This is a genomic window from Streptomyces liliifuscus, assembly GCF_016598615.1.
Lineage (GTDB): Bacteria > Actinomycetota > Actinomycetes > Streptomycetales > Streptomycetaceae > Streptomyces > Streptomyces liliifuscus.
The window spans coordinates 5336078-5359427 of record NZ_CP066831.1 but is presented as its reverse complement, the minus strand read 5'-3'; the positions used below and the strand labels follow the sequence as shown (position 1 = coordinate 5359427).

At 70.4% G+C, this 23350-nt stretch carries 22 protein-coding genes and 1 tRNA gene; 19 read left to right on the top strand and 4 right to left on the bottom strand.

Features of this window, described 5'->3' with window-relative positions:
- The first annotated feature begins 17 nt into the window (after nt 1–17).
- From JEQ17_RS22885 to JEQ17_RS22850, 8 genes are all read left to right on the top strand, one after another.
- Nucleotides 18–329 carry a hypothetical protein gene (locus JEQ17_RS22885; protein WP_200396967.1) on the top strand — a complete coding sequence of 104 codons (312 nt, stop codon included), beginning with the start codon at nt 18–20 and terminating at the stop codon, nt 327–329.
- 240 nt (nt 330–569) lie between these two features.
- Entirely contained in the window at nt 570–1802 is a 1233-nt protein-coding gene (locus JEQ17_RS22880; RefSeq protein ID WP_200396966.1) for an acyl-CoA dehydrogenase family protein, read from the top strand.
- Between the two features lie 74 nt (nt 1803–1876).
- Nucleotides 1877–2848 (top strand): bifunctional MaoC family dehydratase N-terminal/OB-fold nucleic acid binding domain-containing protein, encoded by a 972-nt coding sequence (locus JEQ17_RS22875; RefSeq protein ID WP_407700158.1) that lies wholly within the window; start codon nt 1877–1879, stop codon nt 2846–2848.
- A gap of 1 nt (nt 2849) precedes the next feature.
- A complete protein-coding gene (locus tag JEQ17_RS22870) occupies nt 2850–3899 on the top strand; it encodes an acyl-CoA dehydrogenase family protein (RefSeq protein WP_200396965.1) in 1050 nt (349 codons plus the stop codon).
- A 17-nt stretch (nt 3900–3916) separates the two neighbouring features.
- Nucleotides 3917–4414: a MaoC family dehydratase gene (locus tag JEQ17_RS22865; protein ID WP_234048761.1), complete on the top strand. Its 498-nt coding sequence runs from the start codon at nt 3917–3919 to the stop codon at nt 4412–4414.
- Nucleotides 4411–5583 carry a lipid-transfer protein gene (locus tag JEQ17_RS22860; RefSeq protein ID WP_200396964.1) on the top strand — a complete coding sequence of 391 codons (1173 nt, stop codon included), beginning with the start codon at nt 4411–4413 and terminating at the stop codon, nt 5581–5583. Before JEQ17_RS22865 ends, JEQ17_RS22860 begins: the two co-directional genes overlap by 4 nt.
- Before the next feature lie 611 nt (nt 5584–6194).
- On the top strand, nt 6195–6740 hold the full coding sequence (locus JEQ17_RS22855; protein ID WP_143643394.1) for a SigE family RNA polymerase sigma factor: 546 nt from the start codon (nt 6195–6197) through the stop codon (nt 6738–6740).
- Nucleotides 6741–6907: 167 nt separating this feature from the next.
- Nucleotides 6908–8563, top strand: coding sequence for a long-chain fatty acid--CoA ligase (locus tag JEQ17_RS22850; RefSeq protein ID WP_200396963.1), 1656 nt, complete (start codon nt 6908–6910; stop codon nt 8561–8563).
- Nucleotides 8564–8728: 165 nt separating this feature from the next.
- Here the strand turns inward: JEQ17_RS22850 and JEQ17_RS22845 are convergent, their stop codons facing one another.
- Nucleotides 8729–13381, bottom strand: a complete 4653-nt coding sequence (locus JEQ17_RS22845) for a PAS domain-containing protein (RefSeq protein WP_200396962.1) — start codon at nt 13379–13381, stop codon at nt 8729–8731.
- Between the two features lie 278 nt (nt 13382–13659).
- A complete protein-coding gene (locus tag JEQ17_RS22840) occupies nt 13660–14118 on the bottom strand; it encodes an SSI family serine proteinase inhibitor (RefSeq protein WP_200396961.1) in 459 nt (152 codons plus the stop codon).
- A gap of 341 nt (nt 14119–14459) precedes the next feature.
- Between JEQ17_RS22840 and JEQ17_RS22835 the strand changes: the two genes are divergently transcribed.
- Nucleotides 14460–14553: transfer RNA gene (locus JEQ17_RS22835), tRNA-Ser, on the top strand.
- A gap of 60 nt (nt 14554–14613) precedes the next feature.
- Here the strand turns inward: JEQ17_RS22835 and JEQ17_RS22830 are convergent.
- Nucleotides 14614–16122: a site-specific integrase gene (locus tag JEQ17_RS22830; RefSeq protein WP_200396960.1), complete on the bottom strand. Its 1509-nt coding sequence runs from the start codon at nt 16120–16122 to the stop codon at nt 14614–14616.
- Entirely contained in the window at nt 16119–16943 is an 825-nt protein-coding gene (locus JEQ17_RS22825) for a helix-turn-helix domain-containing protein (protein ID WP_200396959.1), read from the bottom strand. Before JEQ17_RS22825 ends, JEQ17_RS22830 begins: the two co-directional genes overlap by 4 nt.
- Before the next feature lie 141 nt (nt 16944–17084).
- Here JEQ17_RS22825 and JEQ17_RS22820 point away from each other — a divergent pair, with 141 nt between their 5' ends.
- The 10 genes from JEQ17_RS22820 to JEQ17_RS22775 all read left to right on the top strand — a co-directional run bounded on the left by JEQ17_RS22820 (nt 17085) and on the right by JEQ17_RS22775 (nt 23306).
- Complete coding sequence (locus JEQ17_RS22820) at nt 17085–17261, top strand: helix-turn-helix transcriptional regulator (RefSeq protein ID WP_200396958.1); 177 nt, start codon at nt 17085–17087, stop codon at nt 17259–17261.
- Nucleotides 17249–17602 carry a DNA-binding protein gene (locus JEQ17_RS22815; protein WP_234048322.1) on the top strand — a complete coding sequence of 118 codons (354 nt, stop codon included), beginning with the start codon at nt 17249–17251 and terminating at the stop codon, nt 17600–17602. Before JEQ17_RS22820 ends, JEQ17_RS22815 begins: the two co-directional genes overlap by 13 nt.
- Before the next feature lie 132 nt (nt 17603–17734).
- On the top strand, nt 17735–17944 hold the full coding sequence (locus JEQ17_RS22810; protein WP_200396957.1) for a hypothetical protein: 210 nt from the start codon (nt 17735–17737) through the stop codon (nt 17942–17944).
- A complete protein-coding gene (locus tag JEQ17_RS22805; RefSeq protein ID WP_200396956.1) occupies nt 17941–18195 on the top strand; it encodes a hypothetical protein in 255 nt (84 codons plus the stop codon). Before JEQ17_RS22810 ends, JEQ17_RS22805 begins: the two co-directional genes overlap by 4 nt.
- The gene (locus tag JEQ17_RS22800) at nt 18192–20885 is read left to right on the top strand and encodes a hypothetical protein (RefSeq protein ID WP_200396955.1); all 2694 of its coding nucleotides are present in this window, start codon (nt 18192–18194) and stop codon (nt 20883–20885) included. The genes JEQ17_RS22805 and JEQ17_RS22800 overlap by 4 nt, the downstream gene beginning before the upstream one ends.
- A gap of 211 nt (nt 20886–21096) precedes the next feature.
- Nucleotides 21097–21303 (top strand): hypothetical protein, encoded by a 207-nt coding sequence (locus tag JEQ17_RS22795; RefSeq protein ID WP_200396954.1) that lies wholly within the window; start codon nt 21097–21099, stop codon nt 21301–21303.
- Nucleotides 21304–21395: 92 nt separating this feature from the next.
- Nucleotides 21396–21725: a hypothetical protein gene (locus tag JEQ17_RS22790; RefSeq protein ID WP_200396953.1), complete on the top strand. Its 330-nt coding sequence runs from the start codon at nt 21396–21398 to the stop codon at nt 21723–21725.
- A 78-nt stretch (nt 21726–21803) separates the two neighbouring features.
- Nucleotides 21804–22019 carry a hypothetical protein gene (locus tag JEQ17_RS22785; RefSeq protein ID WP_200396952.1) on the top strand — a complete coding sequence of 72 codons (216 nt, stop codon included), beginning with the start codon at nt 21804–21806 and terminating at the stop codon, nt 22017–22019.
- Nucleotides 22020–22092: 73 nt separating this feature from the next.
- Nucleotides 22093–22731: a DUF4326 domain-containing protein gene (locus tag JEQ17_RS22780; RefSeq protein ID WP_200396951.1), complete on the top strand. Its 639-nt coding sequence runs from the start codon at nt 22093–22095 to the stop codon at nt 22729–22731.
- A 125-nt stretch (nt 22732–22856) separates the two neighbouring features.
- On the top strand, nt 22857–23306 hold the full coding sequence (locus JEQ17_RS22775; RefSeq protein ID WP_200396950.1) for a hypothetical protein: 450 nt from the start codon (nt 22857–22859) through the stop codon (nt 23304–23306).
- The last annotated feature ends 44 nt before the right edge of the window (nt 23307–23350 follow it).

Sequence of the window (23350 nt, the reverse complement as noted above, 5' to 3'; positions counted from 1 at the left end):
CTTCTGGAGGAATAGACATGGCAAGCATCCGTACCGCCCGCCTTCTCGCCGCCGCGGCAGCCCTGCCGCTCGCCGTCGCCCTCTTCTCGGGTGTTGCGACGGCTGACAACGGCGCCTTCGCGGACAACGGATCGAACGCGGCCGTGGCGAACGTCGTCGGCAGTGGTGTCGGTGGCGACAACTACGGGACCTCGTCCACGACTCAGCAGCAGGCCGTCGGCTCCGGTGCCTCGAACCAGAGCAACACGGCTCAGGTGAACGGTTCCGCGTTCACGGCCATCGACCAGTCGAACGAGAACGTCGCCGTCAACTTCACCGAGCTCTGGTGAGCCGGCGGCTGCCGGGGACTGGAGACCCCCGGCGGTCGAACGCCTCCTCAGTGGGGTGCTTTGTGGGGTGGTAACACGTCTGCGCGGCGGCACTTGGGTGCCGCCGCGCAGACGTTTCCGCATATGTGCCGGGCGGGAGGCCGTGACCCTTGCGGTCGAGGTCCGTGACCTTGACAGTCACAGGCATCTGACGGACAGTCAGAAACCCTTGTTCGTACGAGGTCCGGGAGGGCCGTCGTCGTGCATCTCGCCCCCACCGAGCGCCAGCGACGACTGCGCGCCGAACTCCGCACGTACTTCCGGGAACTGATGCCGGACGGACCGCCGCTGCCCGCGGAATCGGCCTCGGAGTCGGCCTCGGAATCGGCCCCGGGCTCGGCCTCGGGATCGGGTGGTCCGGGTGCCTCGGAACGGCAGCGGGCGCTGTTGCGCCGGATCGGGGCCGACGGGTGGCTGGGGCTCGGCTGGCCCGTCGCGTACGGGGGCCAAGGGCGCGGCGCCGACGAGCAGTTCGTCTTCTTCGACGAGGCCTACCGGGCGGGCGCTCCGGTCTCCATGGTCACGCTCAACACGGTCGGGCCGACGCTCATGAAGTACGGGACCGACGAACAGAAGGACTACTTCCTGCCGCGGATCCTGCGCGGGGAACTCGTGTTCGCGATCGGGTACAGCGAGCCGTCCGCGGGGACGGACCTGGCGTCGCTGCGGACCCGGGCCGTGCGGGTGGACGGCGGTGAGTGGCTCGTCGACGGGCAGAAGGTGTTCACCTCCAACGCCCAGCAGGCCGACTGGATCTGGCTCGCCTGCCGTACGGACCCCGACGCGCCGAAACACAAGGGGATCTCGATCCTGCTCGTGCCCACCGACGCCCCCGGGTTCTCGTGGACACCGATTGCCACAGTGGGCGGGCTGACCACGACAGCCACGTACTACGACGGCATCCGGGTCCCGGCGGGCAACCTCGTCGGTGAGGAGAACGGCGGCTGGGGGCTCATCACCAATCAGCTCAACCACGAGCGGGTCGCGCTCGCGGCGATCGGTATGCAGGCCGAGGACTTCTACGCGGCCGCACTGGCCGCCGCGAGTACCCCCGATCCGGTGACGGGGCGGCGCAGGGTTGACGAGCCGTGGGTGCGGTCGAGGCTGGCCGAAGTGCATGCCCGGCTGGCGGCAACACGCCTGCTCAACTGGCGTTTGGTGGGGGATGTGGGGGCCGGTCGGCTGGCACCCGGCGATGCGAGCGGCGTGAAAGTCGTGGGAACCGAATCGGCGGTCGCGGTGTACCGAATGTGTCAGGAAATCGTCGGATCGGACGCGCTGGTCCGTTCCGGATCGCCGGGTGTGTTCGGGGACGGCGAGCTGGAGCGGATGAACAGGGCGGCTCAGATCAACACGTTCGGGGGCGGGGTGAGCGAGGTGCAGCGGGAGATCGTGGCGACCATGCGGCTCGGGATGACCAGGGGGCGGCGGTGAGCGAGCGGGAGGTTCCGGGCGGAGCGGGGGCGGCGGCCTCGGGCGAGGGCGGCGAGGGGGCGGCGGCCTTGGGCGTGGGCGGCGGGTGCGAGGACGTGTTCGCGCGGGCGAAGGCGTACGAGGGCCAGGCCGCCGCGGTCGGCGGTGTGGGCAAGGACCTGGTCAACGAGCCGATGATCCGGCACTGGTGCGAGGCGATGGGAGACACGAACCCGGCGTACGCGGGTGCGGACGCCACAGCGCCGCCCACCATGCTCCAGGCGTGGACGATGGGGGGCCTCTCCGGGCACGCGGGGCGCTCCGATGCGTACGACGAGCTGCTCGGGCTGCTCGACGACGCCGGGTACGCGTCGGTGGTCGCCACCGACTGCGAGCAGGAGTATCTGCGGCCGCTGCGGCCCGGGGACGCGATCACCTTCGACGCGGTGATCGAATCGGTCTCCGAGCGCAAGACGACCAAGCTGGGCACGGGGTACTTCGTCACGACGCGGATGGATGTACGCGTGGGGGGCCGGACGGTGGGGACACATCGGTTCCGGATCCTGAAGTACGCGCCCGCGGTTCGGAGAAGGAGTGCTCCGAGTCCGGAGGGGGCGGCCGCGCTTCCGAAGGCAGGGGTGGCTGCCGAGATCTCACCGCCCAAGCGGCCCCGCCCCGTCGTCAATCGCGACAACGCCGGCTTCTGGGAGGGCGTGTCCCGGCACCGGCTCCTCATACAGCGCTGCGACGGATGCAGGACGCTGCGATTCCCCTGGCTGCCGGGGTGCAACGCGTGCGGTTGCCCGGACTGGGACACGGTCGAGGCGGGCGGCGAGGGGACCGTCTACTCGTACGTGGTGATGCACCACCCGCCCTTCCCGGCCTTCGACCCGCCGTATGCGGTGGGGCTGATCGAACTCGCGGAGGGCGTGCGGATGATCAGCAACGTGGTGGGAGTGCCGCACGACCGGGTGCGGATCGGGATGCCGGTTCGGCTGGAGTTCGAGCAGGTGGACGAGGAGTTGGAGCTGCCGGTCTTCCGGGCCGTCGAGAGGAGCGGGGGCTGACATGGACTTCACGCCCACGGAGGAGCAGGCGGCGGCCCGCGAGCTGGCCGCGCGGATCTTCGGCGACCTGTCCACCCACGAGCGGCTGACCGCCGCGGGAACCGGCAGCGACGCCGAGCTGTGGAAGGCGTTGTGCGAAGCCGGGTTGCCGGCCGCCATCGAGGACATAGGGCTCCTCGGGCTGGTGCTCCTGCTGGAGGAACAGGGGCGGACCACGGCCCAGGTCCCGTTCGCGGCGAGTTGTGTGTACGGGCTGCTGGCGGTGTCAGCCAATGGCTCGGCGGAGCAGCGGGAGCGGCTGCTGCCCGCGATCGGGGACGGGACAGTGGTCGTGGCCGGCGCCCTGCCCGAGGCTGCCGTACGGGTGGGCGGTTCCGGGGAGTTGAGCGGTGTGGTCCCCGTGGTGCCGTGGCTCCGCGATGCCACGCATGTGCTTGTCGCCGACGACGAGCACAGCCTGTGGCTCGTACGGACCGTCGACGCGCAGTGCGAGCCCGTCGAGCTGACAGCGCCCTGGTCGGCGGGACGGCTGACGCTGGACAGCACACCGGGCGAGCGCCTTGGCGGTCCTGAGGGGGACGTGGAGGGCATAGGGGCGTACGACGACGTACTGGCCACCGCGCGTACCGCCTTCGCGGGGCTGCAGGCCGGAGTGTGCGCGGGTTCGGTGGCTCGGGCGGTCGACCACACCAACACCCGCGAGCAGTTCGGGAGACCGCTCGCGACCAAACAGGGGGTCCAACTCCGGGCGGCCGACGCGTACATGGACACCGAGGCGATACGGGTCACGGCCTACGAAGCGGCATGGCGGCGGGACGAGGGGCTGAACTACGCGACGCACGCGCTGACCGCGGCCTGGTGGGCGTCGGAGGCGGGGTCCCGTGTGGTGCACGCGGGCCAGCATCTGCACGGCGGTATGGGGGCCGACCTCGACCATCCCGTGCACCGGCACTTTCTGTGGGGGCGGCAGCTGGACGCGTATCTGGGGTGCGGGAGCGAAGTGCTCCAGGAACTGGGGGAGTTGATCGTGCACGGAGAGGGGGACGCATGAACACCGAGGTCGGGTCGCTGCGGGTCGGAGACACCCTGCCGCCGCTGGAGATCGAGATCACCCGCACGCTCATCGTCGCCGGTGCGATCGCGTCGCGGGACTACCAGGACGTGCACCACGACGCGGAACTCGCGCGGCAGAAGGGTTCGCCGGACATCTTCATGAACATCCTGACGACCAACGGGCTGGTCGGGCGCTACATCACGGACCGGTTCGGACCCCGGTCCGTGCTGCGGAGGGTCGCGATCAGGCTGGGTGCGCCCAACTACCCGGGCGACACGATGGTGTTGACCGGCACGGTGGAGAAGGTCGAGGGCGACACGGCGACGGTCAGGGTGGTGGGGGCCAACGGAATCGGCAGACATGTGACCGGAACGGTGACGGTCACTGTCCCCGGAGCCGGAGCCGGAGCCGGAGCGGCCAGTGGAGCCAGTGGAGTTGATGGCGCTGAGGGCATTGAGGGAGCTGGGAGAGCCGAGGGCGCCGCGGTCGAAGAGGCGGGGAGTCGGCCATGAGCGTACGGACGAGGGACGCGCTCGGTGGGCGGGCGGCGATCGTCGGGATCGGGGCCACCGAGTTCTCCAAGGACTCGGGGCGCAGCGAACTGCGGCTGGCCGTCGAGGCGGTGCGGGCCGCGCTCGACGACGCGGGGCTCACACCGGCCGACGTGGACGGGATGGTGACGTTCACAATGGACACCAGCCCGGAGATCACCGTCGCCCAGGCGGCCGGCATGGGCGAGCTGTCCTTCTTCTCGCGGATCCACTACGGCGGAGGCGCGGCCTGTGCGACCGTCCAGCAGGCGGCTCTCGCCGTGGCCACGGGCGTGGCCGAGGTGGTGGTCTGCTACCGGGCGTTCAACGAGAGGTCGGGACGGAGATTCGGTTCGGGGGTGCAACAGCGCGAGCCGTCGGCCGAGGGCGCGGCGCTCGGCTGGTCACTGCCGTTCGGACTGCTCACACCCGCGTCCTGGGTGGCGATGGCGGCTCAGCGCTATCTGCACACGTACGGACTGACGCCCGAGGCGTTCGGGCAGGTCGCGGTCGTCGACCGGAAGTACGCGGCGACGAACCCGGCGGCGTACTTCCACGGCAAACCGATCACACTCGCCGACCATGCCACGTCGCGGTGGATCGTCGAACCGCTGCGGCTGCTGGACTGCTGTCAGGAGACCGACGGCGGTCAGGCCCTGGTCGTCACCTCGGTGGAGCGGGCGCGGGACCTGCCACATCCGCCCGCCGTGATCACCGCGGCCGCCCAGGGCGCGGGACGCGCGCAGGAGCAGATGACCAGCTTCTACCGGGACGACCTGACAGGGCTGCCGGAGATGGGTGTGGTGGCACGGCAGCTCTGGCGCACGTCCGGGCTTACGCCGGCCGGGATAGACGTGGGGATCCTGTACGACCACTTCACACCGTTCGTGCTGACGCAGCTGGAGGAGTTCGGGTTCTGCAAGCCGGGCGAGGCCGCGGACTTCGTCGCCGAGGAGCGGTTGCCGTTGAACACGCACGGGGGGCAGCTCGGGGAGGCGTATCTGCACGGGATGAACGGTGTGGCGGAAGGCGTACGACAGCTCCGGGGCACGTCCGTGAACCAGATACCCGGGGCCCACCGGGTACTGGTGACGGCGGGGACGGGGGTCCCCACATCGGGATTGATCCTGGGCTCGGACGACCGGGGCTGATGCCGGGGCGGGGCGGATGACGGCGCGCGTCCGGACTGGGCGGGGTGGATGGCGGAGGCGCGCGTCCGGGCCGGGCTGGGCGGGTGACCGCGATGTGTGTCCGGACTGGGCAGGGCGGATGACAGCAGTGTGGGCCCGGGCCAGGCGGGGGCATGCCCAGGCTGGGCGGGACGCATGTCCAGGCCGGGCGCCGGAGCGAGGCCGTCCTTCACTCGCCTCACTCGCCGTATGCGACTCGGTCGATGCGTCGGCGTCGGCGTCGGCGTCGGCGTCGGTGTCTGCGTCGGTCGGGTCTCGGCGCGGCGTCCGCGCTACAGCGCGGCCTCGGCCGGAGCTCGGCGCAGCCCAAGGCGCTCGCTTTCGCGCTTGGTGCGCGCCCCGGCGTACCCTCCGGGAGAGCTCACGGAGTGCGGCCGTACTGCTCCCGCATCATTCCTGGGTCCGGGCTACTGCAGGGGGAGCCGTCTCTCAGGGGTGAACCCTCAGGGGGCCGGGGCCCGGCGTCCACCTTCAGTAGGTGGGGCCAGCCCCCCTCCTACAACCTGAGGCGGACACGGCTTCGGGACCTGCGGCCGATCCGCTGGAGTAGGGGGCGCTCCTAGCGTGGAGCCATGACCACAACCGTCTGCACCAGCGCTTCGAATGCGGCGACGCGGACCCTTGCGTACCCGTCGTTCTCCTCGTACGTCAAGGCCCGCCAACCAGTGCTGCTGCGTACCGCTCGCTCGCTGACCGCGAACCCGAGCGACGCGGAGGACCTGCTGCAGACCGCCCTCACGAAGACGTATGTCGCGTGGGAGCGGATCGAGGACCACCGGGCCCTCGACGGCTATGTACGGCGCGCGTTGCTGAACACGCGGACGTCGCAATGGCGAAAGCGGAAGGTCGACGAGTTCGCGTGCGACGAGCTGCCGGAGCCGGAGGCTCCGCCGGCCGGGGACCCGGCGGAACAGCAGGCGCTGCACGACGCGATGTGGCGCGCGATCATGAAGTTGCCCGCGCGGCAGCGGGCGATGGTCGTCCTGAGGTACTACGAGGACCTGAGCGAGGCGCAGACGGCGGACGTACTGGGAGTGTCGATCGGTACGGTCAAGTCGGCCGTGTCGCGTGCGCTCGGCAAGCTTCGCGAGGACCCCGAGCTGGGTCCTGTGCGCTGATCGGTGTGGCTGATCAGTGCGGGGCAAGCACACTGCTCACGCCGGGGCAAGGAATCCTGTCGTGACGTGATCGATCATCCCGGAGTAGTGACATACCGCGCGGTATGTGAGCAGAATCAGCCCAACCCTTACTACCGCGTAGGCAATGTCGCCCCCGGGAGGACGCCGTGCTGAGCACGATGCAGGACGTACCGCTGTTGATCTCGAGGATCCTGACCCACGGGTCGACGATCCACGGTTCATCTCAGGTGATCACCTGGACCGGTGAGGGTGAGCCGCAGAGGCGCTCGTTCGCCGAGATCGGGAGGCGGGCGGCACAGCTGGCGCATGCGCTGCGTGTCGACCTCGGAGTCCGGGACGACGACCGGGTCGCGACGCTGATGTGGAACAACGCCGAGCACGTCGAGGCGTACTACGCGATCCCCGCCATGGGCGCGATCCTCCACACGCTCAACCTTCGGCTACCCCCCGAGCAGCTCGTCTGGATCGTCAACCACGCGGCCGACCGCGTGGTCGTCGCCAACGGTTCGCTGCTTCCGCTGCTCGCGCCGCTGCTGCCCCACCTCAAGACCATCGAGCACGTGGTGGTCTCCGGCCCCGGCGACCGTTCACTGCTGGACGGGGCGTCGGTCCAGGTGCACGAGTACGAGGACCTGATCGCCGGCAAGCCGGAGAGCTACGACTGGCCGGAGCTGGACGAGCGCCAGGCCGCGGCCATGTGCTACACCTCCGGCACGACCGGCGACCCCAAGGGAGTCATCTACTCCCACCGGTCGATCTATCTGCACTCGATGCAGGTCAACATGGCGCAGTCCATGGGCCTCACCGACGCGGACACCTCTCTCGTCGTCGTCCCGCAGTTCCATGTGAACGCCTGGGGCCTGCCGCACGCGATGTTCATGACCGGCGTGAACGTGCTGATGCCGGACCGTTTCCTCCAGCCCGCCCCGCTCGCTGAGATGATCGAGAGCCAGCGCCCGACACACGCGGCCGCCGTCCCGACCATCTGGCAGGGACTGCTCGCCGAGCTCAAGGCCAAGCCCCGTGACGTGAGTTCGCTGACCCAGGTCACCATCGGCGGCTCGGCCTGTCCCCCCGCCCTGATGAAGGCTTTCGACGAGCTCGGGATGCGCGTCTGTCACGCCTGGGGCATGACGGAGACCTCCCCGCTCGGCACGATCGCGCGTCCTCCGGCCCAGGTGGTGGGCACGGACGAGGAGTTCGCGTACCGCCTCACGCAGGGCCGTTTCCCGGCGAGCGTCGAGGCCCGGCTGACCGGCCCGGGCGGCGAGCGGCTGCCGTGGGACGGCGAGTCGGCGGGCGAGCTCGAGGTGCGCGGCCCCTGGATCGCGGGCGCGTACTACGGCGGCCAGGGCGCCGAAGTCCTGCGCCCCGCCGACAAGTTCAGCGAGGACGGCTGGCTCAAGACCGGCGACGTCGGCACGATCAGCCCCGACGGATTCCTGACTCTCACCGACCGCGCCAAGGACGTCATCAAGTCCGGCGGGGAGTGGATCTCCTCGGTGGACCTGGAGAACGCGCTCATGGCCCACCCCGACGTCGCCGAGGCCGCGGTCGTCGCCGTCCCGGACGACAAGTGGGGTGAACGTCCGCTCGCCACCGTCGTGCTGAAGGAAGGCGCAGGCGCCGACTTCGAGTCCCTGCGGTCGTTCCTCGCCGGCGAGGGCAAGATCGCCAAGTGGCAGCTTCCCGAGCGCTGGACGATCATCGAGTCGGTACCGAAGACGAGCGTGGGCAAGTTCGACAAGAAGGTGCTGCGCAGGCAGTACGCGGCGGGCGAGTTGGACGTCACCCAGATCTGACGGTACCCAGATCTGACGGTCATCGAGGGCGTTGAGTGATGGCCTTCTGTCCGCATTTGATGCAGTAAGTGAGTTGGGGCGTTGTTTCACGTGAAACAACGCCCCAACTCACGTATGCGCACGCGCACTTCTCACGGAACCAGCGGTGCTGGGCAGGAAGGGCGCTCAGTTCGTGCCGATGCGCGCCAGCAGGTCCACGATCCGGCCCTGCACCTCGGTACTCGTCGACCGTTCCGCGAGGAACAGCACCGTCTCCCCCGCCGCGAGCCGCGGCAGTTCGGTCGGGTCGACGGCGGCGGTGTAGACGACGAGCGGGGTGCGGTTGAGCTGGCCGTTCGCCCGCAGCCAGTCGACGATTCCGGCACGTCGGCGGCGTACCTGCATCAGGTCCATCACGACCAGGTTCGGCCGCATCTGCGAGGCCAGCGTGACGGCGTCCTCGTCCGACGAGGCGCGTGCGACCTGCATCCCGCGCCGCTCCAGCGTCGAGGTCAGCGCCAGCGCGATCTCCGCGTGCTCCTCGATGAGCAGGACCCGCGGCGGGTGCTGCTCGCTGTCGCGCGGAGCCAGGGCCTTGAGGAGTACGGCCGGGTCCGCGCCGTACGCCGCCTCACGGGTCGCCTGACCGAGGCCCGCTGTCACTAGGACCGGGACCTCGGCGGCGACGGCGGCCTGACGCAGCGACTGGAGCGCCGTGCGCGTGATCGGGCCGGTGAGCGGGTCGACGAAGAGCGCGGCCGGGAAGGCGGCGATCTGCGCGTCGACCTCCTCGCGCGAGTGCACGATGACGGGCCGGTAGCCGCGGTCGCTGAGCGCCTGCTGGGTGGTGATGTCCGGCGCGGGCCAGACCAGCAGCCGGCGCGGGTTGTCGAGCGGCTCCGGGGGCAGCTCGTCGTCCATCGGCTGCGGATGGGGCTGATTCGCGACCTCGACCGCCCCGCCGGGGCCGTCGAGCGGCTCGGGGCCCTCATCGGCGTTCTCGTCAGGGGCTCCTATGGCGTACGAACGGCCGGTGCCCTCGGTCGTGTTGGCCAGCCGGGACTGGGCTCCGCCGCCCTGCGGGTGCGGGCGGGCCGCCGTGTCCGACTGCTCGGCTGCCTCGACGACGGGCTCGGGACGGGTGCCGAGCTTACGACGCCGCCCGGAGCCGTTGGTCGAGTGCGGAGGAGGCGTGGGCGCCTGGGGCTGCGGAGCGCCCTGGGCCTGGGGTTGGGCTTGGACCTGAGCTTGAGCCTGCGACTGTGCCTGAGGAATCGGCTGGGGCGTCGGGGACGCGGGCCGGCTCGGCCGGGGCTGCTGCGCGTCCGTCATACGGCGCCCGAACGGGACGCCCTGCCCGAGCGTACGGACGCTGAACGCGCGGCCCTGCGTCGAGTTGGGGTCGACGGGAGGCGCCGTGGCCTCGGCGGGGAGCGGCTGGGCGGCACGGGGCTGCTCCGAGGCAGGCGCGGCCGCGGGCTCCGGTTCCGCCGGTCCGTCGGCCGTACCCGGCCAGGGCTGCCCCGCCGCACCGGCCTCCGGCTGTACGGGGACTCCGGCGCCGGAGGTGTCGGCCGCACCGGGCCAGGGCTGCTGTGCCGCAGCCGCGTCTGCGGGGGTCTGGGGCGGCTGCTGCTGGGCGTTCTGCGCGGGGGCCTGGGTGCCCTGGGCGGGCACAGCGGCTGCCGGGATTCCGCCGGGGCCGATGGCTCCCGCGGGGCCCGCCGCACCGGCCGGAGCAGCTTGGCCCGGCACAGCCTGCGGCGGAAGGGCCTGCCCCGGAGCACCCGGTTGCGGCATGCCCTGCGGAGGAACGGCCTGCCCGGGAACGGGACCGCCGGGGCCGGCCTGGGCGGGGGCGCCCTGACCGGGGTTTCCCTGGATTCCCTGGTTCTCCTGGGCAGGCACGGCGACGGGCAGAGGCTGCCCGGAAGCAGCCTGCGGCGCCATGCCCTCACCGGGTACGCCCTGCGCCTGGGGCAGCTGTCCGGGCAAGGGCAGCGCCTGCCCGGGAACGCCCTGTACGGGACCCAGTTGCGCGGGCATTCCCTGCCCAGGAGCCCCTGGTCCAGGAACTCCCTGACCCGGAACCGCCACGGCCTGTCCCGGAGCGACGGGCGCACCCTGCACACCCTGGGCCTGGGCCTGGGCCTGGGGAGCACCCTGCGCCGGAGCCATCTGCCCGGGAACTCCCGGCACCCCGGTGGCGGTGGCCGCATCGAACTCGCCCGCCGCCTGTCGAGCCCGCCGACGCCCGCTGGGCGCCTGCAACGGATGAGGCTGGGGCGGCGTGTGATCGTCGGCCGCGTTGTGCGAAGCCATGTCGTGGCGTCCGTCGTCGGCCTGGGCGGGAGCATGTCCCAGCGCTGCCTGGCTGAGAGCCGGCTGACCGACGGGCGCTTGGGTGAGGGCTGCCTGGCCGTGTGCTTCGGCCTGCTGGGCGGCGTACTCGGGAGAGCGGTCCGCCTCGGCTGGCGGGAGCGCGAACACCGCGCGCGGCCCCGCCTCCTGCGCCGCCGCACGCTCGGCCGCGGCGGCCAGCGCACGCCGACGCCGTCCCGTCGGCTGAGGTGTGCCACCACTGGCGTCCCCGGCGGCACCCGCGTCCGGAGTGGGCGAAGGAGCCGCGGGCAATGCCGCCGGCAGCGCCTGCCGTTCGCCGTCCCGTCGCGCTCGCCGTCCACCGGCGGGTACGGGCACGCCCTGCGGAGGCACGGTCTCCCCCAGCCCCGTGGCAGCGGCACCGGCGGCGTGCTCGGCGGCGGTCACGACCGCGCCCTCGGAGACGCCGTCGCCCTCGGCCGGACTGGGCCGCCCTCGCCGCCGTCCGGTCCCACCGGAACCCTCGGCGCCGCCCTCGTCGGCCGAGACCTGAGCGGGAAGCGCGAGCTGAGCCCCGCCTCCGCCACTGTCCCCGGCAGCGCGCCTGCGCCGCCCGGTGGGCACGGCCGTCTCCGTCGAGGGCCCGACCTCGCTCTCCAGGAAGGCGTCGACGGAAGCCCGCCGGGCCCGTCGTCGCCCCCCGCCCTGCGGTGAGGCCTGTTCGGGCAGCGCGACCGCGGAACCGACGCCGCCACCGCCCGGAGCCGAGCCCGGATCCACACCGCCGCCCGGACCCGTACCCGTACTCACGGCCACGGCCATTCCGGCGTCCGCACCGGGAGCCGGAACCGCCCCGGCCCCGCCCCCGATCGGCACCTCGAGAACGAACGCGCTGCCGCTCATCCCGGGAACCTCGTGCGTCTGCAGCACTCCGCCGTGCGCGCGCACGATGCCGCGCACGATCGGCTCGTGCACCGGGTCTCCCCCGGTGTACGGCCCGCGCACCTCGATCCGTACAACCTCGCCGCGCTGCGCGGCCGCGACGACGACGGTGTTGTCCATGTAGCCACCGGCCGAGACCGGCGCGTTGCCCGTGGAGTCGACGCCCGCGACGTCCGCGACGAGGTGCGCGAGCGCCGTCGCGAGCCGCTGCGGGTCGACCTCGGCCTCGATGGGCGGCGCGTGCACGGCGAACTGCACCCGTCCGGGCCCGATCAGCTCGACCGCCCCGTCGACACCGGCCGCGACGACCGCGTCCAGCATCACCTTCGTACGCGTGACCTCTTCGGTCCCGGAGTCGAGGCGCTGGTAGGCGAGCACGTTGTCGACGAGCGTGGTGATGCGCGAGTAGCCCGCCGAGAGGTGGTGCAGCACCTGGTTGGCCTCGGGCCACAACTGCCCGGCGTCGTCCGCGGCGAGGACCGACAGCTCGGTCCGCAGCTGATCCAGCGGCCCGCGCAGGGAACGCCCGAGCACGGCGAGCAGCTGTTCGTGCCGCGCGGCCAGTGCCTCGTAGCGGTCCTTCTCGCGCTCGGCGAGTGCCGCGTACCGGTCGTCACCGGCGGCCAGCTCCTCCTCGTGCCGCTCACTAAGCTCGGCGAGCTGAGTGCCGTGCTCCTCGCGGAGCGCCGCCAGCTCCTTCGCGTGCTCCTCGGCGGCCCGTTCGAGCTCTTCCTGGTGGCGCTGGGCCTCGGCGTCCTTCTCCTCCGCCAGCGAGTCGTACGGCCGGCGGTCCGTGAAGGTCATCACGGCCCCGACGAGCTGGTCACCGTCCCGTACGGGCGCGGTGGTCAGGTCGACCGGCACCTTGTCACCGCTCTTGGACCACAGGACCTGCCCGCGCACCCGGTGCTTGCGCCCGGAGCGCAGGGTGTCGGCGAGCGGCGACTCCTCGTACGGGAAGGGCTCGCCGTCGGCGCGCGAGTGCAGCATCAGCGGGTGCAGTTCCTGCCCGCCCAGGTCGCTGGCCCGGAAACCCAGTATCTGAGCGGCGGCCGGGTTGACGAGAACGACGCGTCCCTCGGTGTCCGTTCCCACGACACCCTCGGCGGCGGCCCGCAGGATCATCTCCGTCTGCCGCTGCGAACGGGCGAGCTCGGCCTCGGTGTCGACGGTGCCGGAGAGGTCGCGTACGACGAGCATCAGCAGCTCATCGCTGGTGTAGCCGTAACCGTCGTACGCCTGCTGGCCGTTCTCCAGGTTCGCGCTGGTGACCTCGACCGGGAACTCGCTGCCGTCGGTGCGGCGGGCGATCATCCGGGTGGGCCTGGTGCGACCGCTCTCGTCGACGGTGTCGGGCCGCCGCATCGTGCCGGGGATGAGCCTGGAGTCGAACTGCGGCAGCAGATCCAGCAGGCCGCGACCGACGAGCGCCGTGCCTGGGGCCTCGAAGGCCTCCAGGGCGATGGTGTTGGCGTTGACGACCGTTCCATTGGCGTTGACCAGCACCAACGCATCGGGAAGCGCGTCGAGTATGGCTGCGAGGCGAGCAGCGCCTCGGGATGGCCTGCTGCTCACGAGACGCTTCCTCCCTGTTACCGCACCTTGCCGACCGCGGGTGCCATCTTGCCAACCGGTCCGCGACGTGTCACGCGAGGGAGTCTACGGGCAGTGGTTGCGCTCGCGGCGCCGGATGAGAGGGAGGTCGCACGTAGAGGGGACGCAGAACGGACGCAGAAGACACGGAGAACTTGTGACCGTGCGTTTCGCCCCCTCGGCCCATGAGCCCGCTGTGCGATTCCTGTCCACTCGGCCTTTCGTTCCCCACGCACCGAACTTCCCAAAAGCGGGCATTTCTACGATCCGAACCCCGGAAGCACGGGCACGAGCGCGTCCCAGCGTGCGATCTCGCAACCATCGGCGCGCGCGTACGTCGCGTCGACCGGCCGTCCGGCCCAGGTCCCCGTGACGTGCGCGGTGGCCGGACCGCCGTACTGCATGGTGCACATTCCACCCCGCGCGGCCGGCGCGAACGGGTCCTTGCCCCAGGTGGTCTTCCGGTCCAACTGGTCGCAGGCGGCCCGGGCGTCGGGGTGGCTGCCGCCCACCGGGTGACAGTCCAGTTCGAACGTCCCGTCCTTGCCGCCGCCCGCCTTGCTCACGGTCACGGTGAGCCGGTCGGCGCCGTCCGCCCCGCTCACCGGCGGCGGCATGACGGGAACCGACGCGGCGTACGCGGCCGGCGGCGCCGCGGACAGCGCCGCGAGGGACGCGGCGGCGGAGGTGGCGACGGTGAGGGCGAGGCGGCGCAGCATGAGGGCTCCAATGGGTGAGGCGGATCGACGGGACCTGCCGGCGGGGACCTGTTCGGCGGGGACTTGAGGGACGACCTCCGTGTCGGGCTCCGGTGTCTCGTCTCTCGTCCTTCGTCTCTGGCTTCTCGTCTCTCGCCTGTCTTGTCTGTCCCGTCTCTGTCTCGTCGTCCGGGGGCGTGCGCCCCACTCCTCTAACGCCGTCCGCGCCATGACGTTGCGCCGCGGGATGGGCTTTGCCCTCTGACCTTTCCGCCTAGTACCGTGGGGGGCGATTGGTGACAGCCCGCTCGGCTGTGTCATCATCTGCACGCACCATTCGCGCTCGCGCGGACGGTTGTGCTGGAGGCGTCGCCTAGTCCGGTCTATGGCGCCGCACTGCTAATGCGGTTTGGGACTTCAATCCCATCGAGGGTTCAAATCCCTCCGCCTCCGCCACCTGACCAGGGAGTTCGTGCCAATCGGCATGGGCTCCCTGGTTTGCGTTCAGGGCCACTTTCAGCCCCCAGATGGCACGGTGCTGGCACCAACCGCGGAAAGGCGATTCTGGCGGGGAATGAAGGCGGCGATCCGGCGCGTGGCGTCCTCCGCCAACTCCTCGGCCACCACGGCGTAGACGTCTTTTGTAAAGCTCACGCTTGCGTGGCCGAGAACCTCGCTCACGAACTTGTCGTCCACCCCGGAAGCGATCAGCATCGTCGCCGCGCCGTGCCGCAGATCATGGAGACGGATCGGCGGCAGCGGCATGCGGAGCGCCACCTCGACGGCCGCCTCGGTCGTCCGGTACTTCCGGGCGATCCGCTCGACAGACCAGCCCTCCTCGGCCTTCGCGCGGATGTTGCCGTACCGCTCGATCAAGATCCGGAAGCGACTCGACAGGTACTCAGGCTTCAGCGCCGTGCCGTCCTCGTAGCAGAAGACGCGCCCCGCATCCTGATAGGCCTCGCCCCACTGGAAGCGCTCGCGCAGCTTGCGCTTGTGCCACGCCTTCAGCACGGTGACGAGGCCGTCATGCAGCGGGATCTGCCGGTAGCCGGCCTCGGTCTTCGTGTCGTCCAGCTCGTCATCCGACTGGGCTTGCAGGACGTGCAGCCGCTTCCGTTCGAGGCTGAGGTCTTGCTCCTCGGCACCGACCAGCTCGCCGCGGCGCGGACCGTAGTACGCATCCAAGACGAACGCCGGATACAGGCGCTCCTCGCTGGCCTCGGCGAAGTCGAGGAACGCTCCGCACTGGTCGGACGTCCACACCATGACCTTCGCCGGGATGACGCCGGTCTTCTCCCACTGCTCGACACGCTCGCTCGTCCAGAGCAGGGGCTTCGCGCGGCCCTGCTTGCGCTTCCCTCCCTTCGACCGCCAGACCCCGTCAGCCGGGTTGTCAGTCCGGATCTTCGACAGCTTCGACGCGTCCGCGAGAGCGCCGTGCAGCACCGCGTGTACGCGCCGGATGCGCGACTCCGAGATGGGCCGACTGTGCAGCCGCTTCCCGTCTCGCACTGCCCGGACTTCCTGCAGCCGGCGCAGGACCTCGGTCCGCTCGGTCCGCTCGTCGGGCCGGTTGATCTTCCGCATCGCGGCGTACAGCTCGCGGATGTGCTCGTCGTCCAGGTCGACGACCTTGATGTGACCGAGGCCGGGATTCAGGTAGAGGTCGATGGCCTCGCGCTCGCTGTCGAGCGTGCTCTTCTTCAGGCCCTCGCCGGTCTCGGCCTCCGACGTCCGCCACTTGTACCGGCGTTCGAGGTACTCGCCGAGCGTGGTCTTCCGCTCGTCGTGTGCCTTCGGGTTGGCGGCCGTGCCGAGGACCTTGGCCAGCTCCTTCTTGCACTCCGTCTCCGTGGTGTACGGGCCGACGCGCGGCTGCCGGCGATTCCCGGATGCGGACTTGGGCGCCTCGTACCGGGCGTACCAGCCGCCGTGCCCCTTCTTCGGCAGGTTCGGGCACTTCTTCCCGAGGAGCCGTTTCGTCTCCGGGTCCCGGCACGAGCAAGCCTTGTAGGGCTTCACGTCTCGTCGTCTTCCTCTCGCATGGTGTCGATCGGTTCCATCGGGATGTCCGGCTCCGCAGGCGGCACCTCGCCAGCGCGCCGGTACACCTCGCGGACCGCATCATGCAGGCTGATCCGCTTGATGTCGGAGACGGTGCGGGCGAGGTCATCGAGCGTCGACCCCTCGAAGGACTCAGGCTCGATGTAGGCGGACTCCAGCCCGAGCGCTGGCGGAGTAAGCCCCAGTTCGCGCATCTGTTGGCGGACAATCTGGACCGCTTCCTCTGCTGCCCGCATAGCGTCCGAGGCGTCCCGCATCCGAAGCTCATCGACCGAGTCGGGATCGGGTTCCGCCCGGAACTGCTTCAGCTCCGGGTCCCTGAATGTGGCGAGGATGCCGGTGAGCTTCTGGCGGCTGGCCCACCACTCTGCGATCAGCCGGTCGTGGTCTCGATACAGCCCGACTGTCCTGTTGTCCTGGGTGAATTCGTCGTCATTGGGGAGCCGGTCGCTTTCGCCCGTGAACCACTTCAGAGCGGACCAGGTGTCCGCCGGGACGTCGGGGAGTACCTCTGTCTCCTCCTCTCGCCCGACAGGGAAGAGCAGTTCAGCCGGGGGGACGGCGAGGATGCGGGCGAAGACCAGCAGTTCCACCACGCTCAGCGCGGGCCGCCGGCCGCCCTCGAAGTTGGCCAGCACCGACCTTTTGAGCGGGAGCCCGTACTCCTCGGCGCAGATGTCCGCGAACTTCTGGACGCTGAGGCCGATCTCCAGCCGACGTCGCCGGACCTGTTGGGCCACGACGTAGACGAGCCGGGACCTCCACTCTTCTTCACTCACGCGCCGCCGCCTTCACCATAGAGTCCGTTTTCTCAGATGACGGTACAGCGTTTATTGACACCTTGCACCCCCTCGTGCACCCTTAGCAGCGTGGACAACGAACATGCCGCAATCGGCACCTCAGCGAACAACACGCGGGGGATGACGAGACGCGAGTACGCGTCACTGGCGGGGGTGCACCCCGACACGGTGAAGCGTTGGGCGCGCCTCGGGATCGGTCCTCGACCGCGCAAGATCGGCCCCCGGCTCGTGCGCTACAACCCGACCGAGGTGTGCAAGTACCTCGGGATCGGCGAGTCACGGGAGTGCGCGTCGTGACCGCGTGGACGCGCGAAGCCATCGAAGCGCTCGGCCCGACGACCGACGTTCCGACGACCGCCGCGATCGTGGAGGTCAACTCGGACACGATCTACGCGGCGATCCGACGGGGCGAGTGGGAGCTGACCCGCGTGCTCCGCATCGGTCGGAAGATCAAGATTCCGACGCGGGACCTGATCGCCCTCCTGTACGCCCCGGAGTCTGTTCCGCAGGCCACCCCGAGCGTGCCATCGCCGTGCCAACAGGGCGAGTACTCGCAGGTCACAGGCGGCGCACCGCATGCCTCATGCGGTTGTACCCCTGACGTTTCGGCGGTGATCCGCCCCCTCCGGGGCTCATGAGACAGCCCCCCGGCGCCGGTGTCTTCAGCACCAGCGGCGAGGGGCGCCAAGCAACAGACCCGAGAAAGCGCGAAACCCCAGGCCGCCTCGACAGCACCCAGGGAATCGCTTCACAGAAGTGGATCCATCACCGTGAACATCTTGGCATACCGCGCCGACACCAGACAGGACGTGCGCGCGGCGAAGAACCGCAGCGGGCGCAAGCGGCACGGATACCGGCCGCACCGCGCCAACGACCGGCGAGGCAGCGGCACGTCGACGCTCGCGGGTACGGAGCGCACGGCCCGGAACCGGGTGCGCGCCGAGCTGCGGGCGGTCCAGCTTCTGACGAGGACCGGGTGACCACCCGCCCCGCTCTCGGAACCCTGGCCGCCACGACAGCCGGGGACTCCGACGAGTACGACCGTGAGCGCCTGCTCGCGCAGTACCACCGCGAACGCGCGCGGCGTGCCCTCGTGCTCGACAGCATCCGTGCGCACCTCGACGAGCAGCCCTCCCCGCGGGCCGTCCGCGCCTCCGCCCGGAGATGGGTCGCAGATCTTCTTGCCATCGCCGAGAAGGTCGCGAAGAACAAGATGGAGCACCCCGAGTGAACGACGTGCAGCCACAGCTGACCGCCGACCCGGAAGCGATCCGGGCATGGCTCGACACCGCGTTCTCTCACGCGACTGGGCAGCTCAGCATCGCGGCCGCCGTCGGCGGGGGGCGACTGGAGTACGACTTCTTCCCCACGACCGACGGGGGTCGGGCGGCGGCGGTGCAGTACGCCATGAAGCTCGACCGCCGGAAGCCGCAGGGCATCTACTTCCAGTCCACCACCGTGGCTACACGGCCGCCGGAGGGGCGCGGCGGTGAAGCGGCGGCCTACGACCTCACCCATCTGTGGGCGGACGGGGACTACGGCACCCTCGGTCACAAGCCGAGCCCTGATGATCTGCCCGCGCCTCCGGACGCCGAAGCAGTGGCCAAGGTGGTTGCCGAGTCACCGCTCCCTGAGCCCACTGGATGGACCGAGTCGGGCGGCGGCTACAACCCTGTGTGGCTGCTCGACGAGGCGTTCACCATCGAGAGCGACGACGACCGGGCGCGGGTGAAAGACCTGACCATCGGGGTGCAAGCGATCCTCGGGGCGCAGGCTTACCAGTACGGCTGGTCATGGGACACCGAGGTCAGCAACCTCGACCGGCTGATGAAGCTCCCTGGCACCGTCAACCGCAAGCCGGAGTGCCCCGAGCGCATGGCCAAGATCGGCTCCGGAAGCGGAGTCCTGTACGGGCTCGCCGAGTTGGCTGCGCTCATCACGGAGCACGCGCCTGCGGCTCAGGAGATCCTCGCGCAGGCCACCCGGGAGAAGCAGGAGCGCAAGGCGCAGCGGAAGGGCGAGCCCTTGGCCCCGCCGCGGAGCGAGCGGCCGGTGGGACTGCACACCGGTGACGGGCCGCTCGACGTCCTCGCCGACATGCTGACGTTTCGGGAGATCCTCGAACCCGAGGGGTGGACGTACGCCAGGCACAGCGGCGGGTGGGAGCAGTGGCTGCGCCCCACTGCCGGCGGTGATGCGCCGAGCAGTGCGTACAGCCTGAAGTGCAACGACCATGTCGCAGTGAACTGGTCCGAGCGCTCGGACCTGCCGGTGGGTGCGCTTCCGTCGGGGCGGAAGCTCACGATCGGCACCCTGTGGTCGCACCTCCACTACGCCGGGAACACCTCGGAGGCGGCTCGCGACATCATGCGGGCCGCAGCCGGTCGACAGGCTCGCGGGGCGGCCGGGCGACTGCCCGTGACGGTCCTCGCCGAGGTACAGCGACGGTGCATGCCGGACGGGCCGCAGGAGCGCGACACCGAGGCGAGCCTCCGCGCACTGATTGCAGACGACCCGTGGGACGGCCCGCAGGACGAACCCCCGGAGGGCACCGGAGAGGCGACCGCGGAGCCTGCGGACCGGCTCCCCGCCACCTTCTGGAGTGCCACGGCCGTGCTCCGCCAGATTCGGCAGATGGCGCAGGCCCGCCGGACTTCCCCGGACGCAGTCCTGCACGCAGCCCTCGCTCGCACCGCCGCCATGGCAGACCCCACCGTCCGCGTCGACAGCGGCATCCACCAGCCAGCGACCATCGGGTGGTACTGCGGACTGTTCGGGCCGTCCGGAGCTGGCAAAGGTCAGGCCGAGAAAGCAGCCAGAGAACTCACCCCGTTCCCGATGGTCGACCTCGCGTACATCGACATCTCCACCGGGCAGGGCCTGATCGCCGCCTACCTCGACCTTGAGACCGACCCCGACGACGACAACGGGAAGAAGAAGGTCCTCGTGCAGAAGAGGACCCGCGGCTACGCCCTCGCCACCGAAGGCAGCGTCCTCGACGCCATGGCACAGATGTCCGCAGCCGCCTCGCTCAACGGCGTCCTGTGCAAGGCGTGGATGAGCGAGCGGCAGGGGACGTCCAACGCCGAGGTCGAGCGGCGGCGCGCCCTACCCGAGGACGCCTACACCCTCTCGATGTCCCTCGGCGTGCAGGAGGAACCCGCGGCGAAGCTGCTGGAGATGGGGTCCATCGGCCTCCCGCAGCGCCTCGCCTGGGCTCACGCCACCCTTGGCCCCGACACCCCGAAGAAGAGGCCCGCGGTCACGGGCCCTGTCCTCGTGACGACGAGGAACGGTGAGGACACGCCCGTCACCACGTGGGTGTCCACGCTGCGCGACCTCACCATCCCGGTGCCCGAACGCGTCACCGAGGAACTCGACGAACTTGCGCTGGAGATCTCCTTCGGCCGAGGCGCTGAATCTCCGCTCGATACGCACGAGCCCCTGTGGCGGTTGAAGTGTGCCGCGCTGCTGGCCCTCTTGCACGGGCGGACGGAGGTCAAGGATGAGGACTGGGACTTGGCGGCCGTGATGTGGCGGACCTCCCGGAATGTTCGAGACCGAGTCCAGGAAGCTGCCAGGCGGCGCACGCAGGTCGAGGCGGACGCGCGGCGGGCCGAGGCGGTGCTGACCGCAGCAGAGTCCCAGGCGGCCGTGTACGAGGTCGTCAACGGCGTACACCCCTCCGTCGTCAACGTCGCCAAGCGGGCACACCGCTTCCTCACACGCAAGGGCGAGGAGATCCCCGCCCGCGACGTCAACCGGTCGTGCGTGGCGACGAAGGACCGCGACAAGTACCGGGCGTCCGGAGCGGAGGATTCCCTGTGGCCCGCGGCGCTGCAGTACGGGTGCGAGCAGGGCTGGTTGGTGGCTCTCTCCGAGGGTGCCCTTCTCGCCGCTGGTGCGAAGGCACCGGAGTAGCTGTGGCGACTGAGAGTGCTGTCGGAACGTCGGAACCGTCGGAACGAAAGTTCCGACAGTCTCTCTCGGTGAATGCGGACATTGCTAGACAAAACAATCGAGTTGAGAGTCACGTACCGCGCGAATCCCCAGGTCAGTTCGCGAACCACTGTCGGAACTTCCGGGTTCCGACACCAGAGTTCCGACACCACGGAGAGTGAACGGATCACCCATGGCAGACGCCGAACTCGAACGACAGCTTCACCAGCTCGGCCAGGACGCCCGGGACGTGTGGCAGGCCGGCGCCACCCAACACGACGTGCTCGTCCACGTCGTCGTCAGCCTCGGCGGCTGGACACGGGACGACGAGAACCACCTCGAACTCCTCGACGCGCTCGCACGGATCAGGGAGCGCCTCGAAGCCACGACACCGCCGTGAGGCTCGGCCGGTACTCGGTTACCTGCCCGCTCACGCGTAGGAACTTCCGGCCGTCACCCGGCGACCGGCCAACCCGAAGAAGGAGCAGCACCGTGACCATCACCCGCGACGACAAGAAGAAGGTCCGCGAGGAACTCCGCGGCCTCCGCTACGACCTGAAGGTCTGGACGCTCAAGGCGCCCGGCTCACATCCGGAGCTGGGCGCCGTCTGCCACGAGCACCGCAGTTGGCGCCGCGGTATCGCCGCGAGCTGTGAGCCGTGCACGTTCGTCGCGTTCCGTGCGGAGAAGGCCGGCCAGGTCCGTGCCGAGATCCGCACGCTCAACGACCGGCTCAACGGTCGTACGCCCGAGCCGGAGCCCGCGACGAGGAAGGCGACGGTCATCACGGGCAGTGGCGAGCAGCTCGTCATGTTCGTCTGACTGCGCCCGTACGACATCGGCCCGCCCCAAGGCAGATGGGGCGGGCCACCCCCAGACAACCACACCAAGGAGCACCACATGACCGACAACTTCACCGACGCCGACGCCAAGGCCCTCTGCGCCGAACTCGGCATCGAGACCAAGACCGTCACCGACACCTTCGGCCGCACGCTCCTCGTCATCAACGAGGCCGGCATGCGCAAGCTCGCCGACCACTCGCCGTACGGCGCCCCTGCGGCGCACGCCAAGGTCGACCAGATCTTCGCCGCCGCCCGTGACGCCCACGGCCTGTAGCCCGCACACGGAATCGGCCGGCCCCGCGGGTATCGGGGCCGGCCACCCCCAGCAGACCACGGAGGAACCCAAGATGACCACCGCCCACCCCCGCCGCGTCCAGGTGACCGGCGACATGTTCCACCCCCAGCTCCCCGCCCGCGCCCACTGGGCCGGACGGCAGCGCCCGCACCTGGCCGAGTCGCCGTTCGCAAACCCGCACCCTGTTGACGGCGGACGCAAGACGCCGTGCCCCAGCTGCGGAGTACGGCACACCCTCGCCGAGGCGCTCAGCCTCTACCGGCGGCACCTCGACCAGAACCCCGACCTCGTGCGCCTCGCGGCCACGGTCGAGGCTGACGTGCAGTTCGCGTGCCGCTGCGAGCTCGACCAGCCGTGCCACGTCGACGAACTCCTGCGTCGCGCGGACGAGGTCGCGGTGATCGCGCTCGGCGATGACCGCGACACCACGTTCGCCGTGCAGACCACCCCGGTTCGTACGGGCGAGTGCAGCGCCGAGAGCGACAGCTGCGGGAAGCCCGGGGTCGTCGCGGTCCGCGTCACCATCGGCCAGCTGCGCCCCGACGAGATCAGCACGCTGCGGATCACGATGTGCGCCGAGCACGAGGGCAACGCCCCGCGGATGTACGAGCTGCAGGTGGCCTCCGCCCGCGAGTTGCAGGACCCCGTGAAGAACGCGGAGTTCCTCGCCACCGTCGGCCAGGCCGGTTGACCCGCCCAACGGCCGCCCTGCGCCGGGGGTTCGGGCCAGTCCGTACCCCCGGGTCGAAGTAGTCCAGTTGAAGGAGGAGAACGATGAGGGACCCGAGTAGGCCGCCTGTCACCCCCAGTGCGGCCGTGCACGCCGAGCGGATTCGTGCGCGTACGGAGGTGCGGGCCGACGAGGAGCCCGGTACTACGGCTGGGCAGTCGACTGCCGAGCGGATCGCCGCGCGGATCTTGCCTGGTTACCGGCGGGATGAGGAGCTTCGCGCGCAGGCCCGCATGGGTGAGCTCCGGGCGCGTGGCGTCATCTCGGCCGCCGATGAGGCGCCCGACGAGGACGAGGAGTACGAAGTCGTCGACGAGGAGGAGATTGACGAGGACGACGTCGAGGAGGATGACGAGCCGGTGTCGACGGCCGAGCGTTACGCCCGCCGGGAGCGGCAGCGGCAGCAGGCTGAGCATCAGGCGACCTTGGCGGCTCACCGTGGTCGGGCGCCTCTGCCGCAGGTTGGGCATGTCTACGCGGCGCAGTTGGCGCAGCCTCACCTGTTTGCCCATGGCAGGCAGAATCCTGGGTCGTAAATTCACTGCTCGATGATTTGGGCCCGGTCATCGCCGCGGCGGCC